Raw genomic sequence first — 26,423 nt, 5'->3', positions numbered from 1 at the left:
GGTCGGTCACAGAGGACGGGCTGCAGAGTTCACCCGAGGCGGTGGCCGTCAGGGCGGACTGTCAGGGAGAACTTGCGGGGATCTGTCCGGAAAACAGAATGGAAGCAGAACAACGGCGGAGGCCCCAATCCAGGCAGCCCCCGCCGTCGTTCAGTTATTTACTTGCCGCTGATGTTGTAGTACAGCGGGACGCCGTCCCAGCCGTAGTCAACGTTGGTGACCTTGTCGCTCCAGCCGCCCTGGGCAACCTGGTACCACAGGGGGATGGCCGGAAGGTCGGTCAGGAGGATTTCCTGAGCCTTGTTCATGGCCTTGTTGCCGTCGGCGACGGTGGAGGCGTTCAGGCCGTCGGAGATGGCCTTGTCGAACGTCGGGTTCGCGTACTTCGCGTCGTTGGAGCCGGCACCGGTCTTGTAGATCGGGCCGAGGAAGTTGTACAGCGACGGGTAGTCGGCCTGCCAGCCGGCGCGGATGGCACCGGTCAGGGTCTTGGCGGTGGCGTCGTTGCGGGCTTCCTTGAACGTGGCGTAGGGCTTGCCCTCAACCTTGATGCCGAGGGTGTTCTTCAGCTGGTTCACAACAGCCTCAACCCATGCCTTGTGGCCGCCCTTGTCGGCGTTGTAGGCGATGGTGAAGGTCTTGTCAGCGTCCCACTTCTGGATCGCGTCGGCCTTGGCCCAGGCGTCCTTGGCCTTGGTGGCGTCGAACTTCAGGTTGTCCGAACCCGGGATCGAGTCGCTGTAGCCGTCCAGCACGGGGGCGGTGAAGTCCTTGGCGGGCTGGCGTGCACCGTTGAAGATGACCTTGGTGATCTCATCGCGGTTGATGGCCATGGAGATGGCCTGGCGGCGCAGCTTGCCGGCCTCGCCGCTCCACTCCGGCAGGTATTCCGGGATGGCGATGGTCTGGTTGCCGGCGTACGGCTTGTTGATGGTGCGGTCACCCAGGTCGGACTTGTAGTTCTTCAGGGCGCTCGTCGGGATGGTCTGCAGGATGTCCAGGTTGTTGGACAGCAGGTCCTGGTACGCGGCGTCGTCGTTCTGGTAGATCTTGAACGTCACGCCGGCGTTCTTGGCCTTGCGCGGGCCGTTGTAGTCCGGGTTCGGGACCAGCTGGATCTGCACGTTGTGCTGCCAGCCGCCGTCCGCCATCTTGTACGGGCCGTTACCGACCGGCTTCTCGCCGAAGCCCTTCGGGTCCTTCAGGGCACCGGACGGGACCGGCACGAAGGCGGTGTAGCCCAGGCGCAGCGGCCAGTCGGATTCCGGCTGGGAGAGTTCAACGGTGAAGGTCTGGTCGTCAACGACCTTCAGGCCGGACATGGTCTCGACCGTGGAGCCTTCCTTGCTGGCCTCGTCGTAGCCCTTGATGGACTCGAAGAAGCCACCGCTGAGCTGTGCGTTCTTCGCGGCGGCACCGAAGTTCCAGGAGTCAACGAAGGTCTTGGCCGTGATGGCCTCGCCGTTCGTGAACTTCTGGTCCTTCTTGATCTTGATCGTGAAGTGCTGGCCGTCCTTGCCCTCGATGGACTCAGCCAGTTCGTTCACGGGCTTGCCGTTGGGGTCGTAGCTGACCAGACCGGAGAACATCATGTCGATGACCTTGCCGCCGCCAACTTCATTGGTGTCGGCGGGCATCAGCGGACGCTGGGGCTCGGAACCGTCAGCAATGATGACCTTGCTGGTGTCGCCACCGGTGCTGCCGCCGGCGGTGTTGGAACCGCCGCCGCCGCAACCGGTCAGGGTCATGGCAGCGATAGCCACCAGGCCCAGTGCTTTGGAAGTGCGCGAAAAACGCATTCCTCCTCCTAAGAGTTGTGGGAGTTCTGCGGGAGAGACTTGTGCTTCCCGGCAGGCGCGGGCACAGGGATATCCCTGTGACGTGGCCTACATATGGAAGTAGCCTAACCGCAAGATGTCCAGATCATGGAACTCCGTTGCCAAACCGTGACTCGACAGCACTGTGACGGCTAGCGTCAAGCGCAACGTATTTCAAGTCACAGATTACTGGCTGGTAGGATACGTGCCCGCTTCTCCCGTTCCTCGTGGATTCCCTCCCTGTTGCCCCTTTCCTAACCGCTCTCCTAGCTGGCGCCCGAGAGCAGCTGGGCCCGCAGCTCGCGCCGCTCCCGTTGCTTCTCCGGGTCCGGCAGCGGCACGGCGGCCAGCAGGCGCTGGGTGTACGGCTCCTGGGGGTTGCGCAGGATCTGGTCGCGGCTGCCCTGTTCGACGATCCGGCCCCGCTGCATGACGCAGATGCGGTCGGCGAGGACGTCGACGACGGCGAGGTCGTGGGTGACGAAGAGGCAGGCGAAGCCGAGTTCCTTCTGAAGGTTCTGGAACAGCTCCAGCACCTTGGCCTGGACCGAGACGTCGAGGGCGGAGGTGGGTTCGTCGGCCACCATCAGCTTCGGCTTCAGGGACAGGGCCCGGGCGATGCCGACGCGCTGCTTCTGGCCGCCCGAGAGTTCGTGCGGGTAGCGGTTGCGGTAGTTGCGCGGCAGCTCCACCTGGTCCAGCAGCGCCTCGATCCGGGTTTGCAGCTCGGCACCCTTCGCGACGCCGGCCAGGAACATTGGCTCGCCGATGCTCTCGCCGATGGGCAGGCGGGGGTTCAGCGAGGAGGACGGGTCCTGGAAGACCATGCCTACGTGGCGGCGCATCTCGTGCAGCTGCCGCCCGTTGCGCTTGGCGGCGGAGATGTCCTGCCCCACCACCTTCATGGTGCCGGCCGCGACGGGCAGCAGGCCGACGGCGGCGCGTCCGATGGTGGTCTTGCCGGAGCCCGACTCCCCCACCAGGCCGACGACCTGGCCCGGGTAGATCGCCAGGTTGGCGCCCTCCACCGCGCGGAAGGCCGGCACCCGGCCCTGCTTGGGGTATTCGATCGCGACGTCGGTCAGTTCCAGGACCGGGTCGCCCTGCGGCTTGGCGGTCTCCGCGGCGGCGGCGAGGGCCGCGGCGTTGGCCCGTTCCCGGCGGAGGAGTTCCTCGTGCGGGATGGCCTCGAGGTCGGCCTGGGTGGCGGCGGCGAGGGCCGCGGTGACGTCAACGTCACCGTCGGCCTCCCCGCCCTGGCCCAGGTGCGGCACGGCGTCCAGCAGCGCCTTGGTGTACTCGTGCTGCGGGTTGTGGAAGATCTCCGCCGCCGTGCCGGTCTCCACAATTACGCCGCGGCGCATGACCGCGATCCGGTCCGCGAGGTCGGCGACGACGCCCATGTCGTGGGTGATCAGGACGATCGCGCTGTCGAGCTTGTTGCGGAGGTTCCGCATCAGGTCCAGGATTTCGGCCTGGACGGTGACGTCGAGGGCCGTGGTGGGCTCGTCGGCGATCAGCAGCTTGGGGTCGCAGGAGAGCGACTGGGCGATCATTGCACGCTGCCGCTGGCCGCCGGAGAGCTGGTGCGGGTAGGAGCGGAAGGCCTTCTCCGGATCCGGCAGCTCCACCAGCTCGAGCATCCGCACGGCCCGTTCCCTGGCCTGGTCCGGGGAGACCTCGTTGTGCAGCCGGATGGTTTCCACGATCTGCGCCCCGACGGTGTAGACCGGGTTCAGTGCGGTCATCGGCTCCTGGAAGATGACGGCGACGTCCTTGCCGCGGACGGCCCTGATGTTGGCTTCGCTGCCGCCCAGGAGTTCCTTGCCGGCCAGCTTGACGCTGCCGTTGACGCGGCTGTTGCTCGGCAGCAGGCCCAGCAGCGCCATGGAGCTGGCGCTCTTGCCGGAGCCGGACTCGCCGACGATCGCGAGGACCTCGCCGGCGCGGACCTCGTAGTTCAGCCGGATGGCGGCCGGGACCCATTTCTTGTCCACGCCGAAGTCGACGCTGAGGTCGCGGACCTCCAGGACGACGTCGCCCTTGCCGGGGGCGGAGGGCTGCGCCGGGTCCACGGTGATGAAGTCAGTCATGATGGGGTGTTCCTTCCGCCGGGCCGCCGCACCGGGAATTTAGTGCGTTCGGCCGGAATGCTGAAATATGGGGGGCATGAGCACAGCGCCCGATGCCGGAAACGTCGAAATCTTCAAGGCCCGGACCAATAAATGGTTCGCCGGCCTGGCCTGGGGTGTGGGGCTGCTGGGCCTGGTCGTGACGGTGGCCTCGGCCGGTCCCGCGGGGCTGCTGGGCACCGCTCCCCTGCTGCTGGTGGCCTTCCTGGGCTGGCAGTTCTTTTGGCTTCCCGCCGTCGTGGTGCACGACGGCGGGGTCACCCTGGAGAACCCGTTCCGGTCCGTCGAGGTGCCGTGGGCGGCGCTGGTGCACGTGGACACCCGCTACGCCCTGACGCTCGTGACGGCACAAAAGAGCTACGCCGCGTGGGCAGCCCCCGCGCCGGGCATCTGGGGCGGCCGCAACGCCCGCCCCGAGGACCTGCGCGGGCTGCCGGACACCAGCTACGGCCCGGGCAACTCGGTGCGCCCGGGAGACCTGAAGACCACCGACTCGGGCCAGGCCGCCCGGCTGGTGCGCGGCCGCTGGCAGGCTCTGGTGGAGAGCGGCGCCCTGGCCGCCGGCGAGGCCGCCACCACCGCGGTGTCCGTGACCCCGCGGTGGGCGGCGATCGCCGTCGCCGTGGTGCTGCTGGCGGCCAGCGTCTGGACCGTCGCCGCCGTCTAGCCTGCGGCCCGGGTTCGGGGCTGTCACCTTAGTCGTCCTTGGTGCCATCGAAGGCGGTGACCGCGGACTTTTCCGCTGCCGGCGAGGCACCCGCTGCAGCGGGAGAACCGGCGGGGGTGCCCGCGGCGGCGTCGGCTTCGCGGGCCTTCTTGGCGTTGAACTTCTTCTGCCGCGGGTCGAAGGCATCCCGCAGCCCGTCGCCGATGAAGTTGATGCTCAGGCAGATCAGCACGATGAACAGGCCGGGGAACCAGAACAGCCAAGGCCGGGTGGCGAAGGCCTGCTGGTTCTGCGAGATGAGCAGGCCCAGGGACGTGTCTGGGGCCTTGACCCCGACGCCCAGGAAGCTCAGCGCGGTCTCGGTGAGGATGGCCGCGGACATGGTCAGGGTGACGTTGACGATCAGGACGCCGACGGCGTTGGGCAGGATGTGCTTGAAGATGATCCGGGCGTTGCTGGCACCGGAGATCCGGGCGGCGTCGACGAATTCGCGTTCCCGCAGGGACAGGAACTCGCCGCGCATGAGCCGGGCGAGGCTGACCCAACTGATCAGGCCGAGGAAGATGCCCAGGGCCAGGACGCCGTTGCTGCTGGCGAAGGAAGCGAACCAGCTGCCGGAGTCGCGCCGGCCGGCCATCTGCGCCATGACCGCCGCGAGCAGCAGCGCCGGGATGATGATGATGACGTCGGTGAGGCGCATCAGGATGGCCTCGGCCCAGCCGCGGAAGTAGCCGGAAATCGCCCCGACCAGGACGCCGAGCAGGCCGGCGATCAGGCCGATGACCACCATGACGGTGATGGACTGCTGCGCTCCGCGCATGGTCATGGCGAACAGGTCGCGGCCGATCCGGTCCTGGCCGAAGGGGTGCTCGCCCCAAGCCAGCGGCCAGAGCGAGGAGGTGGGGGCGCCGTCGTTGACCAGGGCGGAGACCTGCTCGTGGTTGTACTTCCACCAGCCCGGGATGCCGAGGTAGCCCACGGAGGTGAAGGCCATCAGAAAGATGATGGCGAAGACCACCAGGCCGATGATCGCGCCGGTGTGGCCGAGGAAGCGCTTGCGTACGATCTGGCCCTGGCTCAGGCCCTTGGCCTCGAGGACGGGTTCTATGCCGGCCGCGGGGGCACCCTTGAGGGCCGCGTCCTCGGCCATGATTTCGTCTTGCTGGCTTGGCTGGCTCATGCTTTTACCCTTACGCGCGGATCAAGTGCGGAGTAGGCGAGGTCCGCAATGAGGTTGAAACCCATGGCCGTGATGGCCACACAGACGAAGACGCCCATGACCGGGTTGGGATCGGTGTGGGAGATGCCGTCCAGGAACAGGAAGCCCATGCCGCGCACCGAGAACACGGATTCGGTGATGACGGCGCCGCCGATCAGGCCGCCGATGTCGAAGGCCACGATGGTGGCGATGGGGATCAGGGCGTTCCGGAAGGCGTGCCGCATGACCACTGTCCGTTCCGAGACGCCCTTGGCGCGGGCGGTGCGGATGTAGTCCATGTTCATGATTTCCAGCATCGAGGCCCGGGTGAAGCGGGTGTAGCTGGCCAGAGAGATGAGGATCAGGGCCATGGTGGGCAGGATCAGGTGGGTGAAGGAGTCCAGGCCCAGGATCCAGAAGTCGCCCTCGATGTTGGGGGTGCCGGCGCCGATCGTGGCGATCGGGCGGCCGCGGACGCGGCTGTTGTCGAAGTAGCTCGGCCAGGCCTGCATGAACCGGTCCAGCAGGATCATTCCGCCGACCAGGAACGAGGTGATCGCGGCGGCGCGCATGGACTGGCCGCGGTCGTAGCCGCCCATCAGGTAGCCGATGCCCAGGCCCACCAGGACGGCGGCGACGGCCAGCAGCACGATCATCAGGAAGGTCGCCTGGTCCAGCAGCGGCTGGACCACGAAGTAGAGGACGACGCCGACGGCGACGGCGATCAGCGAGGATTGCAGCGCCTTGCGGTTTTTCAGGCCCGCGGAGAGCAGGGTGACGGCGAAGGCGATGCCGACGCCCGCGATGGCGATCACCACTGGTCCGAGGCCCGGGTTCTTGAACCAGAGGGTCGCGGAGAAGTAGATCAGGACGGCGCTGACGAAGGCAAATACGACGGCGCCGACGGTGAGCCGCCGCCGCAGTGCGCCGCCGGCGGCGACGGCGACGATTACGCCGAGCACCAGGCCGATGGCCAAAGCTACGGGGAGCGGGACGTCGGGGTCCCTTAGGAAGTTGTTGAAGCCGATGGCGCCGAATTCCTTGAGCAGGACGGCGACCCAGAAGATCGGCAGCGAGAAGAACAGAAACGCCATGAAGGTGACGCCGTAGTCCAGGGCGCTGTATTGGCGCAGGGCGGTGATGATGCCGAGTGTGATGCCGATCAGGATGGCCAGGATGGTGGCACCGGTGACCAGCGTCAGGGTCTGTATCAGGGCGTGGCCGAGGGCGTCCGTGACGGGCTGCCCGGCGATGTTCTTGCCCAAGTCGCAGGAGTTGGCGAACGGCACCAGGCACTGGGCCGCTCCGCCGAGCCAGCGGAAGTAGCGCACAGGGGCGGGGACGTCGAGCTGCAGCAGCTGCGTCCGGGCATCCATCAGGGCCTGTTTCTGCGGGGAGTTATTGACCCGGAATTCCTCCAGGGGGTCTCCGGACGCCGCCGTCAGGAGGTAGACCAGGAAGGAAGCGCCGAGAAGGATGAGGGCGGCCGTCATGAGCCGCCGGACTACGTAAGTCACCATGGGAGTACAACCTCGGTATTCAGGTCCTGGGATTGCCGGGACCGGTTGCTGGGTTCGCGCCGGCTGCGGGGATACGGCGGGCCAAACCTCTGTGGGGTGCCGCTAGAAAGGCGTCGGGACCGTGGAGCCTTGGTCCCGACGCCTTTCGCCAGCACGTGTTACTTGCGGTCGTCGGCTACTTCTGAGCCCACTCCCAGAAGTTCCACCAGACGCCGGTCTGGTTCGGCATGTACTTCACACCGGTGATGCGGTCGGAGTAGGCGTCAACGCCCACTGCCTGGAACAGCGGCAGACCGTACGCGGAATCCCAGATCTTCTTGTCGATCTGCTGGATGAGGCCGTCCTGCTTGCTCTTGTCGGTGGTGACGATCAGCTCGTCCATCAACTTGTCAGCATCCTTGTCGGAGAACTTGTTGAAGTTGGAGTCGTTGCCGGTCTTGAAGATCTGCGGGACGCCGGAAACGCCGACACCCGGGTTGATCCAGCCGAAGATGGTGGCGTCGTAGCCACCCTTGCCCAGGGCCTTGCCCCAGTCGGACTTGCCGAGACCGCCGTCGACGATCTTGAAGCCGGCCTTGGCGGCGGACTCGCGGATCAGGGAGAAGGCGTCAACGCGGTTGGGGTTGTCCTTGTTGTACATGATGCGGACTTCGGGGGTGGCACCGTTGAGCAGCTTCTTGGCGCCGTCGATGTCGACGTCCTGGTACGCGGAGGAGCCGTTGTTCTTGACCGAGTCGGCGTAGGCGGCCTGGTCCGGAACGAACAGCTGGGAGTCAAGCGGCTTGGCCTTGTCGTCCAGCTTCTTGACGATCTTGTCGACGATGTCCTTGCGCGGGACGGTCTTCATGAACGCCTCGCGGACGTTCTTGTCCGCGAACGGGCCGCTGTAGTTCAGGTCGATGTGATCGTAGGAGAGCTGGTTGCCCTGGTCGACGGTCACGCCTTGGCTCTGCAGCGCCTTGAGCTGGTCCACCGTGTCGGCGGAGGCCTGCGGGGCGATGATGTCCGCTTCGCCGTTCTTCAGCGCCTGGACCTGGGCGGCGGAGTCGCCGATGTAGCGGACGGTGATTTCGTCCAGCTTGGCGTCCGGGCCCCAGTTGTAGTCCTTATTCTTGACCATGGTCAAGGACTGGTCCTGGTTGATGGTCTTGACGACGTACGGGCCATTGGAGAGGAAGAGCTCCGGGTCGGCCGGCAGGGTCTTGGTGTCGAAGCCGGTGTTCCAGAGGTCCGACATGGCCTTGAGCTGCGCATTGGCGGGCTTCGGGGCCTTGGAGTCGCCGCGGGGCATGCCCTTGAGCAGGCTCACGAACGCCTTGGCGTCGGCCAGGCCGGCCTTCTTGGCCAGGACGTGCGCGGGGATGTCGATGCCCGGGCCGCCGAGGGCGATTTCCCAGTCGGCGAACGGCTTGGAGTACTTGATGGTCATCGACTTGCCGTCGTCGCTCAGCTCCGGGAAGTCGGTGAGCGCCAGGCCGGTGGGGTCACCGGCGTAGGAGAAGTAGGAGGTACCGGTCTTCGCATCGGCGTCTGCGTCGTTGTAGTAGCCGGAGAAGGCCGCCCACTGCAGCAGGAGGTCGGCGGTGGTGACGGGGGTGCCGTCGGACCACTTCACGCCGTCGTTGATAGTGTATTTCACCGTCAGCGGGTTATCGGAGGTCTTCTCCATCTTGCCGAACTTTTCGTTGCGGACAACGTTCAGCTTGTTATCGATGTAGTAGAAGCCCGAGTGGGTGGCGTAGCTGACCTTCGAGTTGATGTCAGTGTTGCCGTCGGCGGTGTTCGGGTTGAACGTGTTGAACGCGTTAACCTCGACGACCGTTGCCGATCCGCCGGTTTTGCCTGCCGCGGCTGACGACGACGGGGTTGACCCGCCGCTGTTGCCGGCGCAGGCGCTGAGTGCGAGTGCAGCTGCCGCTGCCACCCCCACCGCTTTGGAAATACGACCGAAGCGCATTCCGCCTCCTTGTTTCTGTGGTGTGGATGAGACCTGCGCCAACGGCACCGGCCAGACGCCCACACTCCCCCAGCGGCAGTGTGGTTCGTCTCACATGGCATGAACTGTAAACCCGGGATAGGGCGGAATGGTGGGAAATTCGGACAGCACTATCGTTCGTTATCGAGCTGTAACAAAATATGATTCCGCCGTGTAAATTTTGTGAAAATTCGTTGACGAATACGTTACCGGGGGCTATTGACGGCCCGGCAGAAATCCGCTTGACGGCGCCCGCACGAGCTCTCCCAGTTAAGCGGTAATTACCGGGCTCCCCGTGAAGTGAGCCGGTTCCCCGGATTGCCGCCCGCCAGCAGGGCCTCCGCGCGGCTCCGGTGGCGGGCCCGGGTCTCCGGATCCATCCCGTCCAGCAACGAAACGACCACCCGCGACCGTGGGTTCGCGGCGAACACCTCCCGGTGGTCCGCGATGAACGACCAGTACAGCCCGTCCCAGTCCGCGGCCCACTCTCCCGGCGGGAGGTCCGACATCTTCTTCAGGTAGTTACTGCCGGAGACGTAGGGCTTGGTGGTGATGGCGTCCCCGGCCGCGAACTGGCTCATGGCGTAGACGTTGGGGACCATCACCCAGTCGTAGGCGTCGATGAACAGTTCCATGAACCACTCGTAGACGGCATCCGGGTGTATGCGCAGCAGGGACATGGCGTTGCCGAGGACCATCAGCCGTTCGATGTGGTGGGCGTAGCCGGTGGCCAGGACGCGGGAGATCACCAGGTCCACCGGCGCCAGGCCGGTGCCCGCGTCCCACCAGCCCTCACCCAGTTCATTCCGATGGCCCAGCCGGTTTGCGCTGCGCAGGGCACGGCCGCCGGTGCGGTAGGTGGCGCGCATGTATTCGCGCCAGCCGATGACCTGCCGGATAAAGCCTTCCACCGAGGCCAGGGGCGTAGCCTCTGAGGCTCCGTCCAGAACGGCCTCGATCACCTCCCGTGGGTCCAGCAGGCCGACGTTCAGTGCCGGGGTAAGCAGGCCGTGGGCGATGAACGGGTGCACGGCGGAGATGGCGTCCTCGTAGGGTCCGAAGTCGTTCAGCCGGTCCCGGACGAATTCACGCAGATGGTCCCGGGCCTCCCCGGCGCTGGTGGGCCAGGCGAAAAGCTTCGGGTCCCCGGGGGCGTCCGGGAACTCCCTGGCCACCCAGTCGATCGCGTCGGCGACGTCGCGGTGCTGGCCGGCCTGCGGGCCGCCGTCGGGCTGTTCCGTCGCGGGTCCGTCCAGTCCCGTCAGGTCGAAGCTGCCCTGCGGCTCGACGGCGGGGTGGCCGGCGAACCGGCCCACCGTGGCGGGGGTATAGCCGCGCGGCAGCTTCTTGCGGTTCTCCGCGTCGAAGGACCACTTGCCGCCCACGGGCCGGCCACCGTCCATCAGGAGGTCCAGCCTGCGGCGCTGCCACACGTAGAAGTCGTGCATGCGTGCGGTTTTCCCGGCAAACCAGTTGTCGATGTCCCGGCGGCTGGTGAGGAAGTTCGGGGTCTCCAGCACGTCGGCCACGCGCGGCCGGTAGCCGCCGTCGTTCAGGGCGGCGTCGAGGTCCCGCTCCAGCCAGTCGTCGACGACGTCGAACCACGTCACCCCGGATGGGCGGCGGCTGCGGACCAGCTCGGCCAGCTGATCGCCGGAGGGCCGCCCGGCGTCGCTGGCCAGGACCTCCACCTCGAAGCCGCGGCCGCGCAGCCGGCGGGCGAATCGGGTCATCGTGGCCCGGTGCAACACCAGCTTCTGGGCATGGAACGAGTACTGGCGGAACATCAGATCGTGCTCGATCAGTACGAACACGGTGCCGGCCGCCGCGTCCAGGTGCTGGTCGAACAGCTGGTGCGGGAGGACAAGGCGCAGTTCCGGGCCGGGGCTCATGACCCAACGATAAAGGACTCCGCGCGGCGGTCCCCGGCCTCAGCCCTGAGTCAACCCTGAGTCAAACCAAGTCCAGGGCCTTGAGGACGCGGGCGACGCGGGCCCGCTGCTCCGTGTCCAGCCCCCGGATGGGCAGCGGAAGGCTCGGCCCCTGGACGAAGCCCAGCTGTTCGGCCACCGCCGCAACAACGCGGAGGCTGCCGCCGAACTCCTGGAAGAGTTCCCACAGCGGGCCCAGCCGCGTGGACTCCGCCGCCGCGTCCGCGGCCCTTTCCTCCTGGACGGCCCGCGTGATGGTGAGCGCAGGCCCGGGCAGCGTCCCGGCGATCACGGAGTACCAGGCGTCGCAGCCAGCTGCCAGCCCGGCCGCAGCGGAAGCATCCCCGGAGATGCCGATGGTGACATGGGCGGGGATGACGGCACGGATCTTCGCGACCCGCGCTCGGGCCTCCGCCGGTCCGGCGGGGACGGCCGGGATCTTGATCGAAGCGATCCCCGGGAGCGCCGCGATGTCCGAGTACAGGTCGGTGGTGAAGGTGAAGTGGGTGGTCCCGGGATTGTCGTAGACAATGACGGGCAGCCCCGTGTGCCCCGCGACCGTCTCGAAGAGCCCAAAGACGTCGTCCGCGGTGAGTGGCTGGTAAGTTATCGGGGCGAGCAGGACTCCTGCGGCGCCGGCGCCTTCAGCGGCGTCGATATGGCGGAGGACGTCTGAGGTGCGAAGCGCGCCCACCCCGACGAACACCGGCACGTCGCCGGCGTTGGCGACCGCCAGGCGTGCCACACCGGCCCGCTCCTCCGGGCTGAGGTAGGCGTAGGAGCCGGTGGACCCGAGGGCCGTGATCGAGTCAACCCCGGCCGCGGCCAAGCGCCGGACGAGGCCACCGAACGCACCCTCATCAACCGCGTCCCGTGTCAGCGGCGTCAGAGGGAAGGCACTCAGGCCGGTAAAGCTGGGGTTCACTGGATGCTCCTTGCCATGGCGGCCCACTGTATAGGCGGGCCCGAAGGGCAGCGGCCGGCCCTTGCGCCTAGAATACTGACATGCCCACACGTGTTCACGAGTTTGACTGGCCAGACCGGGTGGTCGTCGGCACCATCGGCGTTCCGGGCGCGCGGACGTTTTACCTCCAGGTGAACGCCGGGTCGCAGACGGTGAGCATCGCCCTCGAGAAGCAGCAGTCGGCCCAGCTGGCGGAGAAGATCGACGAGATCCTCGACCAGCTCTTCACCGTCGACGGCAATCCCTTCAGCGTGCCGACCAGCACACCGGTCGAACTGGTCGACAACGATCCGCTGGCACCCGTCCAGGAGCAGTTCCGCGCCGGTGCCATGACGCTGGGCTGGGACCCGACGACGGCACAAATCATCATCGAGGCCTACCCGATCACCGACGTCGACGCCGATGAGGACGATGATTCGTTCGACGACGACGCGGACGACCGCGAGATGCTCCTGGTGCGCATGCCGGTGGGAACCGCGCGGGCCTTCGCCAAACGCACCCGGGAGATCGTGGGAGCCGGGCGTCCGACCTGCCCGCTCTGCGGCTACCCGATGGACCCCGACGGTCACACCTGCACCCTTCCCGGCATGTGATTTCCCCTGGGAAGGCCAGGTTCTTCCGGCCCCTCGGGTCTTTCTTCAGTGGGTCAGGGCGCGCCGCCCGCGAAGGCCGTGCTGGGAAGGTCTTTCTCGCCGTCAACGATGGCCGTGACAATTCGGGCGGCCACCGCGTCCGGGTCCAGCGCCGCGCCGAATTTCGGTGCCTGCCCGGCGATCGGATGCTCGGACAGCGCGGTGCCGGTATGGCCCGGCCTCGCGTCCAGGATCCGGATCCCGGCGCGGCGGAACTCACGGCCGGCAGCCACCGCGAAGGCGGCGAGCCCGGCCTTCGAGGCCGAGTAGGGCGCCAGCCCTGCGACGGGCGCCTCTGCGACAACCCCGCTCAGGGTGACGACGAACGGCTCCCGGCCCGCCCTCGCCGACTCCGCCAGGTGCGGCTGGGCCCCGGCTATCAACTCGATGACACTGGTGGTGTTCACGGCGAAGAGTTCGTCCACCGTTGCCGGGTCTAGGTCGGCCGCTGCGCCGAAGGCGACAACACCCGACGCCACCACCATCCCGTCCAGCCGGCCGTGCTGGGCCATCACGCCCTCAAGCACTTCCCTGACCGCCGCGGGCGCGCGCAGATCCTGTCCGCCGGAGCGCGAGGACCGGACCACGGCGGCTCCGCCGTCCTCCAACCGGGCGGCGATGCGCGACCCGAGCCCTCCCGTGGCACCCAGCACCAGAACAACTGCACCCTCAAGTGTCGTCATGGCTCGATCCTAGTGCCCCGAGTGGAAAGGGTGGCCAGTTCCCCGCCACTACCAACCTGTCCCGCTACGCAGTCCTGCCCCGCCTGGATGCCCGGACGATCAAGGCCACTACCCCCGCCGCGACCGCGGCTCCCGCGACGGCCAGCAGAATCGTGTTCCTCGATGCCGGAGCGGACGTGTTTGCCGGGGCTTCCAGGCCGCGCCTCGCGACTTCGGGCACGTTCCAGTCTGAAGCTGAGGGGAAGATTCCCGGCGGCAGCTTCTCCCTACGGAGCTCGCGGCGCGTCTCGAGACGCTCCCGGACCTGTTCATTCGGCGCGGCGACGACGTCGTCCGCGGCCAGGGCCGTGGGGAAGTCGATGATGTACGGCTCACCGTAGTAGGCCGACGATGCCACGGACTCCAGCCACGTAAAGGGCGGTTCGTCCACGCCGTGGTCGGCGAAAGCGGCCCGCAGCCGCTTGATGATCTCGTCGTGGCTCCTGCCCTTGGAGTCCTTACTGACCTCGAAGATCGCCAGCTGGAGCTGCAGCTTCGCCTCGGCGTCCGGGTCGTTCGCCGCCGGGTCTTGGCCGGTCGGGTCCTCGACCGGCAGTTTGGCGTTCACGTCGGCGGACTTGCTCTGGTCAGGATTCATGGGGTTCCTTTCGTCGTGCCTGTCATCGCGGACTACGCAGCCACAGTGCGGCCTAGGCGCCATTATCCTCGACGTTACCGAGAGCGACCTGAGCAGCATCCCGATACCCATGGAGGCAGGAAGGGAAACCCGAATAGGAGGCATTCACAGGGAACGGCCCTTGAAGGGGTCAGGCCGCCAACAGAAGCTCCGTAAGCGACATCTCAAGGTTGCGCTGCGCCGCGTCGAGATAACTCTGAGCGCTGGATCAAAGACCGAGCCCGGCAAACGTACCGGGGCACTCTTTACCAGGCGGGCGGTTCATCAGCAGCTCACCAATCGCTCCCGGGATCATTCGCATGCCCCGAGTTCCCTGACAAATCGCCTGAGCTGTCCGCCCTGCTCCGTGAGGCGTATCCCCCATGACTCACTTCGTGTGCCCCCCTCTAACGTCGGTCCGTTGCTTCTGAACTCTTGTCAGCCGATCAGGTAAGCACATCCGCGCCCGTCCGAGGCGGCCGTGCTGGCGAAGACTTTCGCTCTATCAAGGAAAGCGTTGACGTAGGCCGCCTCGGACTCCAGCGTGTGGCCGGGCGAGCAGGACCCGCCCAGAGCGACGTTGATGGCGTGGCCGTCGATCGCCTCAAGGTCTCTGGCGATCAATGCGACTTCGTGCGGCGGAAGCGCGCGCACCCAAGGGTGCCAGGTAAGACCATCGCCGGCGTGTGTCACATGTCCTTCGAACATCCGGTAGGAAGCTCGGGCCGCAGCACCTGGCGAGGGCGGACCAGTGAGCCGCTGCAAATACGGCCATGCTTTGTCGAGGTAGAGGAGGTCACGCTCCGGCAGGGATTGCCGGAGGTCTGTATAGCCCTGAATGAAGCCACGCTCAAGGCCGAACGCATCCGCGAGCGGGTCGGGGCCGATCACGGTGCGTGGATCAGCAAGTGCTTGCGCCGCCTGATCACTGTCAAATGCGTAGGCGTAGTACCGGATTCCCATGGAACTAATCCTGCACGGACAGCAGGCTGCGCCCATCAGGGTTCTACCGTATGTGGATGACTCGGGGATCCGGATCGACAGCGGTTAGACCTCCACGTCCGGCCTGCCTTCGCATGAGGCCAAGGTCCTTCCCTACCGTCCCAGCGAGCGGCTAATTTGCCTGAGGGCGGCATCATAGGCCGCTTCCCACGTCCAGCCAGCCGCCGGCGCCCCGGCAATTTCCAGTGACACCATCCCATGCACTTGGCCCCACACCGCGCCCACCATCGAGGCGATCTCATCCCCCGGGGCTCCGGGCAGCGCAGCCTCGACTGCGGCGAACAGCGGCTCCATCGCCGGTTCAGCGGCTCCGGGTGTCGGCCGGCAAGGCACCTGGCTGGTCAGCGCCCCCCCGAACATCAGGCCGTAGAGGACAGGATGCTCCAAGGCCCAGGCCCGATAGGCCAGCCCTAATGCTTCGACGCCGCCGTCGGCCGCGTCCCTCTGGGAGGCAGCGAAGGACGCGAAGCCGTCGTCGAGTACGGCACTCAGCAGTTCCGCTTTACCCCCGAAGAGTGAATACACCGCCGTCGTCGATGTCCCCGCGGCAGCGGCCAGACCGCGCAGCGATACGCCCGCGGCGCCGTCGCGGGCGATCAGGGAGGCGGCGGCGTCGAGCAGCCTCCGCCGCAGGTTGTCGTCATGAACTACGGGTCTTGCCATGGGACCAGTATTCCATAACACTGTTCTGTAACACTGTTATGGAAAGGAATGAGACATGACGGATCACGTTCACACAGGGCGATTCACGGCGGCTCCCGAAGGACCGGTGACAGTCTTCCTGATCGGGATGCGGGCGAACCGATGGTGGAAACTCGGGAAGGTGGCACAGGTGGCGGCGTCCATGCCCACGATGCTTGGCTACCTGGCCAGGACGCCGGAGGCCGGGCTGCTGGGCTACCAGCAATGGTTTGGCAGGACCACCATCATGGTCACCTACTGGAAGAGCCCCGAGCATCTGCAGCGGTTCGCGGCGGACCGATCCGCACCGCACCTTGAGCCCTGGCGCCGGTTCATGCGGGAATCAGCCGGCACCGGCGACGTCGGAATCTGGCATGAGACCTACGAGACGATCCCGGGTGGCAGGGAAAGCATGTACAGCGACATGCCGGCCTTCGGGCTGGCAGCAGCGACCGGCCACGCCCCGGTCGGGGCAGGACTCAACACCGCCCGCCAGCGTTTGGAGGCAGACAGGGCGCATGGTCCTCTGGCCGAATGAGGCGTCTCAGCCGAGGCCGGCAGGCGGCTTCGTTTTCGCTCGGAAGCCCAAAAGAGCGGATGGCCGCCGGGAACAGGTGTTCCCGGCGGCCATTACTTCGCGGACTAGACGTTGAAGCGGAACTCCACCACGTTCCGTAGCGAAAAACCATCTAGGGCATCACCAAGATCTTGCGGACCCATTTGGGATCGATACGCAGGACCCCTCTCCTGATAGGACGCCCGGACAGCGGACGGGTCGGCCGACGATCAGAGCTTCCCTTCGCGGTAGAGCCGAAGCAACAACTCCTGCATTTGCGGCGTGTACTCAATGGACTCGTACTGCTCACCCCGGGCGTTATGCCGCTGTTCAACCACCACACCCAGTGCGCGAGCCAGCTTCGATGGCTCCCACGCGCCTGACTCACCGATGAGGACCCCTGCTTCACTGAGCCGCGCGTTGAGAGCTGAGGTTTTCATGCCGGCGTCCTCGTCACGAAGCTCGCCCGCCTCGCGCCAGCCCTTCAAAACGACAGTCAACGACACCGCGGCAGCACCCGGCTCCAGCGCCCGGGTCCGCCCCACGGTCTGTGAGGACCCGGCTACGAGGGTGGTGGGAGTCGAGGCGGTCCATCCTTCCTCCAGGCTAATTAGGGGGTCCTCACGAAGGGCGAGGACCGCATTGGACCGCTGCGCGAACCTCGACATCACGCCAAACACTTTTCCGTTGTTCCATCGGTTCGCCGCCGCGAAAACGATAAAGAGGTCCTTCGCACGGGAGACCGCCACGTTCATCAGCTCAGGGTTCTGGTCGACGAACGTTGCCTGCGCACTGTCCTGCCCGTACACAGCGGAGAACAGGACAATTGGGCGCTCCGCCCCTTGCAGCCGGTGCGCCGTACCCACTGTGACTTTTTTCCACAATTGGTCCGGCAGACGGGCCGAGGCGTCCGCTGCCTCCGCTGCTTTCCTTAGCTCCGCGGTGATCAGCCGGGCGTGGGCGCTGAACGGAGTCACGACGCCGATCAGGGCATCCCCACTTACCCGCTTGTTCACATCGGGCTCTGTGGAGAAGTAAATGTCAAAGTAGTGCGCGTAGTTCTCCACGATCCATGCGGCGACAGCCTCCGCCTCCTTCTGGTTCCTACGGCTCGATCCCTGCCGGGAATCATGCGATCCCGGCACGTCGGCCCACATAAAAGCGGCTGACTCGCCGTCAAGTTTCGAGGAGCTCGAAAGACGCTTCGACTGAAGCATCCCGTCGTACAACAGCGTGTTGCAGAATCCGATGATGTCCGGATGGCACCGGAAATGCTCCGCGAGGAACAGCCCCGGAGACCCCGTGCCATAGTTCCAACTGGAGGCGTGGCTTGCCGCCCGCATCAGGCTTGACGGTGCCGAGCACGTCAGACCTCGTTCCCGCAGATCCTCCGACCACTCCTGCAGGGGAATGCCTGCTCTCTCCGCCACTTCGCTGTCCGTCAGCTCATCGATGGACCATATCGGTGCCAGCTGCTTCTCGTCGCCCACAACCAGAGCACGTCTGGCCAGCGCGAAAACCGGCCAGCCGAGTGGAGTATCCACCTGGCCCGCCTCGTCGACAATCAGCAGGTCAATGCGGCCGACGGCGAAACGGCTCGGTTCCCCGGGCTTCGTATAGAGCTCGAAGTACTTTGGCACCTGATAGACGGTCATCACGAAGCAGGGCGTGAGGCCCGCAGCCTGCCGCCAGTAGCGCTCCATGACATCCGGGGCAGTCTTCCACCGGTCGTCTTGTTTGATGAAGTCGGCGAGGAGCCACTGCGCCTCGAAATAATGCACGGCAAGCCAGAACTCCGCATACCGCAGGGTCACGTCGAGCTTTTGATCGAGCTGTTCCAGGCTGGTGCAGTACTTCAACTCCGTCACGTGGCTGATCGCTCGGAGAAGAGGAGATGCCTCCACCTCGCTGCACAGGGAGATGTAATCGTCTGACTGCCCCTGGGACGACATGGTCTCGATCAGGTTGATGCGATACCTGTCCACCTTTATCAGCGCATTATGAATCAGCTGCGGCAACTCGGGGATGTCAGTGAGTTCGCCGAAATAGGCATGGAAGCTCATCGCGAAGCAATCCTTCGCCTCCGCAATGTATGCGTCGCTGCTGTAAGCGGAGTACGTCTGGCTCTTATCCTTTTGCTCGACCAGGAACTTCCTTTTCGCGTCGGTTAGTTTCTTCTGGGAGGGGCAGTAGACCGCCAGTGACTGGAGCGATTTCCCGGCACGGGCGTGGCCGTTCTCCTCCTGCGGCAACCAACGGAAGTCCAGCGGACCGGGCTTGTCCTTCGTGACGGAAGCGAACGAGGAGATGATGTTGGTGACGGCCTGGTTGTTGGTGGACGTACCCACGATGACAGGCGGCGCCCCCTGTTCCAGCGCACGGCGTGTCATGAGGTTAGCCACGACCGCCTGCAGCATCGTTGTCTTGCCCGTGCCGGGCGGGCCGCTGACGGCAGTGACCTCGCTGCCGGCCCCGTCGAGGAACGCATGCACTGCACGGCGCTGCGAATCCGTCAGTGGAAATCCGTCGCTCATCGACCCGCAGGAGTTCAGTGCGGCCGCGTAAAGCCCCTCACCCGCATGTATTCCTGTCTCGTGAAGCCTCCCGTTCCCCCACCCCTTGGACAGCCGCTCCACCAGCGCAGGCATCTTCTTTTGCCTACTGAGGAAGTCGTAGACCTTCAGAAGCGAACCCGCGGCATTAATCCGGTCGGCGTTCTGGACATAGCCCAGCTCGTACTGGATCGCACCTTCGCCCGGACCATGCTTCGCTGCGAATTCCTCAACGGTGTCCCCCGCGACGTCCTCAAACATCCGTGTCGTCAGCTTCATCGCATCAGCAAAAGACACCGTCTGGGAGATGCCGGCTCCGAGCACGGAACGTGCATACTTCCAATAGTCACTCAGGGATCCAATTGTTAGCTTTTCCCCCGTTATCGAAGGGGATTCCAGGCGTTCCGCCGGTATCCACGGAGAAGACGCCGTTTTGAGTTCCGGCTCCAGCCGTCCATCTCGGAACAACTTTCCCTCTAACAGCAGGAGGCCATTTTGTGCTGTCCCATTCTTGGCCGACTGCGAAACCAGTGATACCACCACAGAGATTGGCGCGTCCTGGACAGACTCTGTCGCGGCGGTTTGCTCGGCGCTGGGTGTACCTTTCGGCGCAGTGCGGAGGCCGTGTACCTCCTCCTTGTGGTGGGAGAACAGCGTCGCGGTATCCTCAACGCTCAAGGAACCTGTGGCGAGCTGCTCTCGAGTCACCGCCAAGTATTTGGAAGAGTCCTCGAAGGTCACCGCTTCCAAGTCGCCGCGCTTGATAACCTGCGAAAAATAGTCCGCAACCCGAAACGGGTCTGCCATTGTGGAGCTCCTTTGTCTTCCTCGAACCCACTGTCCGCTTCGGGCCGATGGACGCCATACCGCGGCGATTTATAAGGCGGCTCATGATGATACCGCTGGGGCCGTCTCGCCTTGTCGTTTCAGCCTGCGTTGAGGATTCCCTCCAGCACCGGCCGTAGAACAGCAGCGCGAATCGCTTTGCTGTCCCTGCCGTTGGCGCTGGTCCATTTTCGTGATTGTGCTGCCTTTCGTAAGAATGATGGCCAATGCCTCACCGCCCTACACCACGTTTAGAGGGCTGTGTCGGCAGTGTCGCCTACGCAGACTTATCGACAGCCGCGCCCTCGTCGTAAGCTCCGCCGTTCGCCTCGTTCGATTTGTGATTAATACCCAGCGGCAGCAATTCACTATTCGACCCTTGTCGATGACCTTGCTTCCACCGTGACCTATTTCGCACCTACTGACCGAGTAAATATATGCCACAACCATCTCTACCTATCTAGGCAAAAAGACAAGTCCCTAGCGGGAAATCACTGCAGGAGACTTATCGACGGTCTCACGCACTAAACGAGGCCTGTGTCGCCCATCCTTTCAAGACCCAAGGGCGATAACGAACGAAATCTACGAGGGCTGGACAATAAACCCCTCGCTCCACCTACAAGAAATGCCGCCCTAATACGTTTTCACGTAGGGCGGCACTTCCACTGCATCAAGGGATTGAACTACACGTTAAATCTAAATTCCACCACGTCGCCGTCGGCCATGACGTATTCCTTGCCTTCGATCCGGACCTTGCCGCGGGACTTGGCCTCGGCCATGGAACCGGCATCGATCAGGTCGTCGAAGGAGACCACCTCGGCCTTGATGAAGCCGCGCTGGAAGTCCGAGTGGATGACGCCGGCGGCCTGCGGGGCCGTGTCGCCCTGGTGGATGGTCCACGCGCGGGTCTCTTTGGGACCGGCAGTGAGGTAGGTCTGCAGCCCCAGGGTGTGGAAGCCGACGCGGGCCAACTGGTCCAGGCCGGACTCGTCCTGGCCGTTCATTTCCAGCATCTCCCGGGCCTCTGCCTCGTCGAGTTCGACGAGGTCGGACTCGAGCTTGGCGTCGAGGAAGATGCAGTCGGCGGGAGCCACGAGGGCGCGCAGTTCATCCTGCTTCTCGGGGCTGCCGAGGATGCCCTCATCGGCGTTGAAGACATAGATGAAGGGCTTGGCCGTCAGCAGGCCCAGCTCCTTCAGGTGTTCCATTTCCAGCTTGTCGCTCTTGATCGACGAGAAGATGGTGTCGCCGCGCTCCAGGACCGTCTGGGCCGCCTTGACGGCCGCCAGCTCGGCAGCCTCGCGCTTCTTGATCTTGACTTCTTTTTCGATCCGCGGGATGGCCTTCTCGATGGTCTGCAGGTCAGCGAGGATCAGCTCGGTGTTGATCGTTTCCATGTCCGAGCGGGGATCGACCTTGCCGTCGACGTGGATGACATCGGGGTCGTCGAAAACGCGCACCACCTGGGCGATGGCCTCGGCCTCACGGATGTTGGCGAGGAACTGGTTGCCCAGGCCTTCGCCCTCGGACGCGCCCTTGACGATGCCGGCGATGTCAACGAAGGACACGGCGGCCGGCAGGATGCGCTGGGAGCCGAAAATCTCGGCCAGCTTCTCCAGCCGCGGGTCCGGCAGGTTCACGACGCCGACGTTGGGCTCGATGGTGGCGAACGGGTAGTTCGCCGCGAGCACCTGGTTGCGGGTCAGTGCGTTGAAAAGAGTTGATTTGCCGACGTTGGGCAGTCCGACGATGCCAATAGTAAGAGCCACGAGGATTGATTCTACCGGTAAACGGCTCCCCGGCGTCGCTGGCTAAAACTGTCAGAGGTGCGTGCCAGAGTGAAGGCATGGACGCTTTCGCACTCATTCTTGCCCTCCTGATGCTGCTCATCGGGGCCGCCGCCGGCGGCGGTTTCGCCTTCGTCGTACTCCGCCGCCGCGCGATTGGCCTCGAGCAGGACTTCGACGGGCTGTCCGCCCGGCTTTCCGAGACCACGGCCCAGCTTGCCGCGGCCGACGCCGAACGCCGGCTCCTCGCCGCGCAGAACCGCGAGCTGGGTGACGCGCGGGCGCAGGACGGCAGTGTGCTGCGCGCCCTGGCGCCCGTGGCCGAGAAGCTTTCCGCCGTGCAGCAGCAGGTCTCGCTGCTGGAGCGGGACCGCCTTGAGCAGTATGGCCAGCTCGCCCAGCAGCTGCAGGAAGCCAGGCTCTCGGATGAGCAGCTGCTGCGCTCCACCCACGCTCTGGAATCCGCCCTGCGGTCGAACAGTGCGCGCGGCCAGTGGGGCGAGGTGCAGCTGCGCCGCGTCGTCGAGGCGGCCGGCATGCTGCGGCACGTGGACTTCCACGAGCAGGTCCACAGCAGCGGCTCGGACACCGCCGTCCGGCCGGACCTCGTGGTCCAGCTCCCCGGCGCGAAGCAACTCGTGGTGGACGCCAAGGTCCCGCTAACCGCCTATCTTGAGGCGCAGGAACTCGGCGCCTCCGGCCGGGCCGGCCACGCCTCAGCGGGGACCGCGGGGCAGGGCCCGTTGCTGGTGGCGCACGCCAAGGCGCTGAAGTCCCATGTGGATGCGCTGAGCGGCAAGAAGTACTGGGACATCCCCGGCAACGCCCCGGAACTGGTGATCTGTTTCCTGCCGGCCGAATCCATCCTGGCCGCGGCCCTGACGGCTGATCCGGCCCTGCTGGACTACGCCCTGTCCCGCAACGTGGTGCTGGCCTCCCCCGGCACGCTGCTGGCCGTCCTGAAGTCCGTGGCCTTCACCTGGCGGCAGGACGTGCTGACCGACAGCGCGCGGGAGCTGTTCGAACTGGCCCAGCAGCTTTACGAGCGGATGGGCACCCTGGGCGAGAACGTCTCCAAGCTGGGTTCCTCCCTCAAGACGTCCGTGGACCGGTACAACTCGATGGTGGGAACCCTTGAGGCCCGGGTGCTTCCGACGGCGCGCAAACTCAATGCCATGGACACCGCCGGGCTCGCCGCACCGGTCACCGTCGAGGTGACACCGCGCTCCGTGGCCGCGCCGGAGCTCCAGTACGAGGCCCCCGCCGTGGCCGCAGCCGGACCGGCCGAAGCGGGAGAGTCCGCTGCCTAGGAATTCAACTAAGCCCTAGGAACCGGCCGCGGGGCGTGACCCGCGGCCGCCCAGGGCGCGGGAAACATCGCCGGCCTGCTTGAGCGTGGCCCGCAGTTCCTTGGGCAACGAGAACAGCAGGTCTTCCTCCGCGGTAACGACTTCCTCCACGGTGCCGTAGCCGTAGTCGGCCAGAAGCCGGAGCACCTCCTGGACCAGGACCTCGGGCACGGAGGCGCCGGAGGTGACGCCGACGGTGGCGACGCCCTCGAACCAGGACTCGTCGACCTCGTTGGCGAAGTCCACCCGGTAGGAGGCTTTCGCGCCGTACTCCAGGGCCACCTCCACCAGCCGGACAGAGTTGGAGGAGTTGGCCGAACCCACCACGATCACCAGGTCTGCCTGCGGCGAGATCTTCTTGATCGCCACCTGCCGGTTGGTGGTGGCGTAGCAGATGTCGTCGCTGGGCGGATCCTGCAGGGTCGGGAAGCGTTCCTTCAGCAGCCGGACCGTCTCCATGGTTTCGTCAACGCTGAGCGTGGTCTGCGAGAGCCAGATGACCTTCTCCGGGTCCCGGACGGTGACCTTGTCCACCTCGTGCGGGCCGTTGATGATCTGAATGTGTTCGGGGGCCTCGCCGGCGGTGCCCTCGACCTCCTCGTGGCCGTCGTGGCCGATCAGCAGGATGTCGAAGTCGTCCTTGGCGAAGCGCACGGCCTCGCGGTGGACCTTGGTCACCAGCGGGCAGGTCGCATCGATGGTGCGGAGGCCACGGTCCTCGGCGGACTGCACCACGGAGGGAGCCACGCCGTGCGCGGAGAAGATCACCAGGGCGCCCTCGGGGACCTCGTCGGTTTCGTCGACGAAGATGGCCCCCTTCTCCTCCAGCGAGCTGACCACGTGGACGTTGTGGACGATCTGCTTCCGCACGTAGACCGGCGGCCCGTAGTGCTCGAGCGCCTTTTCCACGGCGATCACGGCGCGGTCAACGCCGGCGCAGTAACCGCGCGGGGCCGCCAGCAGCACGCGCTTGGGCCCGGAAACGGGGGCCGCGGCCAGGATTTCCTCCGGCGAACGCCGCCGGCGCGGAACGGAGGGCATCGGAATGGAAACAGCGGTGGACGTCATGTCCCCATGCTACCGGTGTTCGCTACGGCCGGGCCGTGAGCCGCCTGCGCGGGGCGACGACGCGGAGCACGATGCCGGCCACCAGCAGCGCACCGCCGGCCACCAGGGCGGCGATGATCCACTGCCCGAAGTTCGCGGTGGCGGCGTCTACGAATTCGCGCTTGAAGATGCCCGCGACGTCGTTGCCGCCCGAGGTCGCCAGGACAGCCTTCCCGGCCAGGTCCGAGCCGAACTTCCACACCGCGGCCAGCACGAGCGCTCCCAGGCCCATACCGGCCAGAACGGTCCACTTGCGGCGGGCAGCGACAAAAGCCAGGAGGAAGGCGATGGCCGCCCCCACTGCCACGGGCGTTCCCATCGGCGCATAGGCGGACACGCGTTCGATCATCTGGCGCTGGCTGGATTGCCCGATGTTGATCCGGACCGTGTCGGGGGCCTTCAGCGACAGGGGCAGCGGGGAAGCCTCGGTGATCCTTTTCACCACCAGACCCACCAACGGTGCGACGTCGAGGGTCAGGGAGGTAGCGCCGTCGGTTTCCGGGGGCAGGGTCGACGGGTCCGCAAAGCTCAGCCGGTGACTGCGGCGGAGAGTCTCCGCCCAGGCGTCCGCGTAGCCCGGAGCGGTGGTAAGGGACTTCGCCGCGTCGGTCAGGATCGGTTTGATCAGGTTGGCCAGCGCATCCGGGAGCTGCTGCTGGCCGGTGCCGATACCGTTCACCGCCGCCGTCGCCAGGCCCTGCTGGAAGGCGGGATCCTTGCCCAGCGGAGCGGTCAGGGCAACAAACCCGTCCTCCTGGACGATGTTGCGGTCCACCCAGAGGGCGGGGACGGCGACCGCGGACAAGGCCAGGCCGATCAGCACGGCGATGGCCGAGACAAAAGTGCGCACGAAAGTCTCCTGGTGGGTTGGGAGTGAAGCCATCCTACGGGTGAGCCCGGGCGGACGGTAAAACCACCGCGCGCCCCGCCACCAGGAGGCCTGCCGTTATAAAGTCGGACGCCGCTGGTATTGCTATGGATAGAGTTGAAGCCGGCCCCGCCGCCGGAATCGTTCCGCGACCACCACCGAAGGACCCGCAACCATGCACCTGGCACCCCGCGTCGACAGCCGCCGGCATGTCTGAGGAGACCGCCGAGGCCTCTACGCTGCCGGCCACTGCCGCCGGCACCAGCCCGGACAATCCGTGGCCGCTGCAGCTGCTCTCCCAGAAGCTGAAGGGCTACATCGACCGGGCACCATCGGCGTGGGTGGAGGGACAGGTCATCGAACTGAACCGCCGCGGCTCCAACGCCTACCTGACCCTCCGGGACATCGACGCGGAGATCTCCCTGCCGGCGTCGGTCTGGAGCAGCGTCCTGGACCGGCAGGCGACCCCGCTGGAGCGCGGCTCACGCGTCGTGGCCCTGATCAAGGCCGAGTTCTGGCTGAAGACCGGCCGGCTGAACATGTCGGTCAAAGACATCCGCCCGGTGGGGCTCGGTGACCTGCTGGCGCGGATCGAGCGGCTCCGCCAGGCGCTGGCCGCCGAGGGGCTCTTTGCCGAATCCCGCAAGAAACGGCTGCCGCTCCTGCCCCACCGGATCGGGCTGATCACCGGCAGGGACTCGGACGCCAAGAAGGATGTGCTCCGCAACGCGGCGTTGCGCTGGCCCGCCGTCGAGTTCGAAGTCCGTGAGGTCGCCGTCCAGGGCAACACCGCCGTCGCGCAGGTCCTCGGCGCGCTCCGGGAGCTCGACGCCCATCCGGGGGTGGACGTCATTGTGATCGCCCGCGGCGGCGGCTCCCTCGAGGATCTCCTGCCGTTCAGCAGCGAGGAGCTCATCCGCGCCGTCTCCGTGGCGTCGACCCCGGTGGTCAGCGCGATCGGCCACGAGGCGGACCGGCCCATCCTCGACGACGTCGCCGACCTGCGCGCTTCCACCCCCACCGACGCGGCCAAGCGGATCGTGCCCGACGTGGCGGAGGAACTCGCCCGGGTCCGGCAGGCCCGCGAACACCTGCGGCGCGGCGTCGGCCGGCTGGTCGACCGCGAAACGGACCGGCTGGCATCGCTGCGGTCCCGGCCCGTCCTCTCCGCCCCGGAGGGGATGATCACCACCCGCCACGACGACGTCGAGCGGCTCAAGAACCGCTCGCACTCCGCGATCACCACGGCGGTGGTCCGCGCCGCGGACAAGCTGGTGCATCTCAAAGCGCAAATCCGGGCCCTGTCCCCGCAGAAAACCCTGGACCGCGGCTATGCCGTGGTCCAGTTGGACGACGGCATCGTCGAACCCGGGGCCCGGCACGAGGTCATCCGCTCCCCCGAGGAGGCCCCGGACGGCACCGCCCTGGCCATCCGGGTGGCCGGCGGAAAATTCACCGCCCGGTCCACCGGCGGCGCCGAACCCACCGACGACTAACCCAACAGACCACCAGGAGAACCACC

Annotated in this window: 20 protein-coding genes; 5 read left to right on the top strand and 15 right to left on the bottom strand. The window is 66.0% G+C overall.

From position 1 onward, the window contains the following. Positions 1-158 precede the first annotated feature (158 nt). Positions 159-1,799 (bottom strand): ABC transporter substrate-binding protein, encoded by a 1,641-nt coding sequence (locus ACFUCU_RS08585; protein WP_290255791.1) that lies wholly within the window; start codon positions 1,797-1,799, stop codon positions 159-161. Between the two features lie 284 nt (positions 1,800-2,083). Next, on the bottom strand, positions 2,084-3,910 hold the full coding sequence (locus ACFUCU_RS08580) for an ABC transporter ATP-binding protein (protein WP_377972008.1): 1,827 nt from the start codon (positions 3,908-3,910) through the stop codon (positions 2,084-2,086). Positions 3,911-3,986: 76 nt separating this feature from the next. Here ACFUCU_RS08580 and ACFUCU_RS08575 point away from each other — a divergent pair, with 76 nt between their 5' ends. Then, positions 3,987-4,616, top strand: a complete 630-nt coding sequence (locus ACFUCU_RS08575; RefSeq protein WP_377972006.1) for a PH domain-containing protein — start codon at positions 3,987-3,989, stop codon at positions 4,614-4,616. Positions 4,617-4,644: 28 nt separating this feature from the next. Here the strand turns inward: ACFUCU_RS08575 and ACFUCU_RS08570 are convergent, their stop codons facing one another. From ACFUCU_RS08570 to ACFUCU_RS08550, 5 genes are all read right to left on the bottom strand, one after another. Then, complete coding sequence (locus tag ACFUCU_RS08570; RefSeq protein ID WP_290256469.1) at positions 4,645-5,766, bottom strand: ABC transporter permease; 1,122 nt, start codon at positions 5,764-5,766, stop codon at positions 4,645-4,647. Between the two features lie 26 nt (positions 5,767-5,792). Then, positions 5,793-7,334 (bottom strand): ABC transporter permease, encoded by a 1,542-nt coding sequence (locus ACFUCU_RS08565; RefSeq protein WP_290255794.1) that lies wholly within the window; start codon positions 7,332-7,334, stop codon positions 5,793-5,795. Between the two features lie 175 nt (positions 7,335-7,509). Next, the gene (locus ACFUCU_RS08560) at positions 7,510-9,291 is read right to left on the bottom strand and encodes an ABC transporter family substrate-binding protein (RefSeq protein ID WP_290255795.1); all 1,782 of its coding nucleotides are present in this window, start codon (positions 9,289-9,291) and stop codon (positions 7,510-7,512) included. A 299-nt stretch (positions 9,292-9,590) separates the two neighbouring features. Further along, complete coding sequence (locus ACFUCU_RS08555; RefSeq protein ID WP_377972004.1) at positions 9,591-11,201, bottom strand: cryptochrome/photolyase family protein; 1,611 nt, start codon at positions 11,199-11,201, stop codon at positions 9,591-9,593. A 61-nt stretch (positions 11,202-11,262) separates the two neighbouring features. Then, on the bottom strand, positions 11,263-12,165 hold the full coding sequence (locus tag ACFUCU_RS08550; RefSeq protein WP_377972003.1) for a dihydrodipicolinate synthase family protein: 903 nt from the start codon (positions 12,163-12,165) through the stop codon (positions 11,263-11,265). 80 nt (positions 12,166-12,245) lie between these two features. On the opposite strand from ACFUCU_RS08550, the gene ACFUCU_RS08545 reads away from it, so the two are divergent. Continuing rightward, the gene (locus tag ACFUCU_RS08545; protein ID WP_290255798.1) at positions 12,246-12,797 is read left to right on the top strand and encodes a DUF3090 domain-containing protein; all 552 of its coding nucleotides are present in this window, start codon (positions 12,246-12,248) and stop codon (positions 12,795-12,797) included. A gap of 53 nt (positions 12,798-12,850) precedes the next feature. Here the strand turns inward: ACFUCU_RS08545 and ACFUCU_RS08540 are convergent, their stop codons facing one another. The 4 genes from ACFUCU_RS08540 to ACFUCU_RS08525 form a co-directional block, all read right to left on the bottom strand. Then, the gene (locus tag ACFUCU_RS08540) at positions 12,851-13,519 is read right to left on the bottom strand and encodes an SDR family NAD(P)-dependent oxidoreductase (protein WP_377972001.1); all 669 of its coding nucleotides are present in this window, start codon (positions 13,517-13,519) and stop codon (positions 12,851-12,853) included. A 64-nt stretch (positions 13,520-13,583) separates the two neighbouring features. After that, entirely contained in the window at positions 13,584-14,156 is a 573-nt protein-coding gene (locus ACFUCU_RS08535; protein ID WP_377972000.1) for a hypothetical protein, read from the bottom strand. 456 nt (positions 14,157-14,612) lie between these two features. After that, entirely contained in the window at positions 14,613-15,137 is a 525-nt protein-coding gene (locus ACFUCU_RS08530) for a hypothetical protein (protein WP_364133111.1), read from the bottom strand. Positions 15,138-15,269: 132 nt separating this feature from the next. Beyond that, the gene (locus tag ACFUCU_RS08525) at positions 15,270-15,839 is read right to left on the bottom strand and encodes a TetR-like C-terminal domain-containing protein (protein WP_377971998.1); all 570 of its coding nucleotides are present in this window, start codon (positions 15,837-15,839) and stop codon (positions 15,270-15,272) included. A gap of 55 nt (positions 15,840-15,894) precedes the next feature. Between ACFUCU_RS08525 and ACFUCU_RS08520 the strand changes: the two genes are divergently transcribed. Next, a complete protein-coding gene (locus ACFUCU_RS08520; protein ID WP_377971996.1) occupies positions 15,895-16,395 on the top strand; it encodes a DUF4188 domain-containing protein in 501 nt (166 codons plus the stop codon). Positions 16,396-16,643: 248 nt separating this feature from the next. Here ACFUCU_RS08520 and ACFUCU_RS08515 read toward each other — a convergent pair whose 3' ends face one another. Next, the gene (locus tag ACFUCU_RS08515) at positions 16,644-19,772 is read right to left on the bottom strand and encodes an AAA domain-containing protein (RefSeq protein ID WP_377971994.1); all 3,129 of its coding nucleotides are present in this window, start codon (positions 19,770-19,772) and stop codon (positions 16,644-16,646) included. 701 nt (positions 19,773-20,473) lie between these two features. Next, positions 20,474-21,559 carry a redox-regulated ATPase YchF gene (gene ychF, locus ACFUCU_RS08510; protein WP_290255808.1) on the bottom strand — a complete coding sequence of 362 codons (1,086 nt, stop codon included), beginning with the start codon at positions 21,557-21,559 and terminating at the stop codon, positions 20,474-20,476. Between the two features lie 77 nt (positions 21,560-21,636). On the opposite strand from ychF, the gene ACFUCU_RS08505 reads away from it, so the two are divergent. Continuing rightward, positions 21,637-22,887: a DNA recombination protein RmuC gene (locus tag ACFUCU_RS08505; protein WP_377971992.1), complete on the top strand. Its 1,251-nt coding sequence runs from the start codon at positions 21,637-21,639 to the stop codon at positions 22,885-22,887. Between the two features lie 15 nt (positions 22,888-22,902). Here ACFUCU_RS08505 and ACFUCU_RS08500 read toward each other — a convergent pair whose 3' ends face one another. After that, positions 22,903-23,994, bottom strand: coding sequence for a 4-hydroxy-3-methylbut-2-enyl diphosphate reductase (locus tag ACFUCU_RS08500; RefSeq protein WP_290255810.1), 1,092 nt, complete (start codon positions 23,992-23,994; stop codon positions 22,903-22,905). A gap of 22 nt (positions 23,995-24,016) precedes the next feature. Further along, positions 24,017-24,883 (bottom strand): hypothetical protein, encoded by an 867-nt coding sequence (locus tag ACFUCU_RS08495; RefSeq protein WP_377971990.1) that lies wholly within the window; start codon positions 24,881-24,883, stop codon positions 24,017-24,019. 227 nt (positions 24,884-25,110) lie between these two features. Here ACFUCU_RS08495 and xseA point away from each other — a divergent pair, with 227 nt between their 5' ends. Next, the gene (gene xseA / locus ACFUCU_RS08490) at positions 25,111-26,397 is read left to right on the top strand and encodes an exodeoxyribonuclease VII large subunit (protein ID WP_377971988.1); all 1,287 of its coding nucleotides are present in this window, start codon (positions 25,111-25,113) and stop codon (positions 26,395-26,397) included. Positions 26,398-26,423: the final 26 nt, after the last annotated feature.

It is taken from the genome of Arthrobacter sp. NPDC057259, assembly GCF_042668995.1.
In the GTDB taxonomy this organism is placed as follows: Bacteria; Actinomycetota; Actinomycetes; order Actinomycetales; family Micrococcaceae; genus Arthrobacter.
This window is presented reverse-complemented; position numbering and strand designations above follow the sequence as displayed.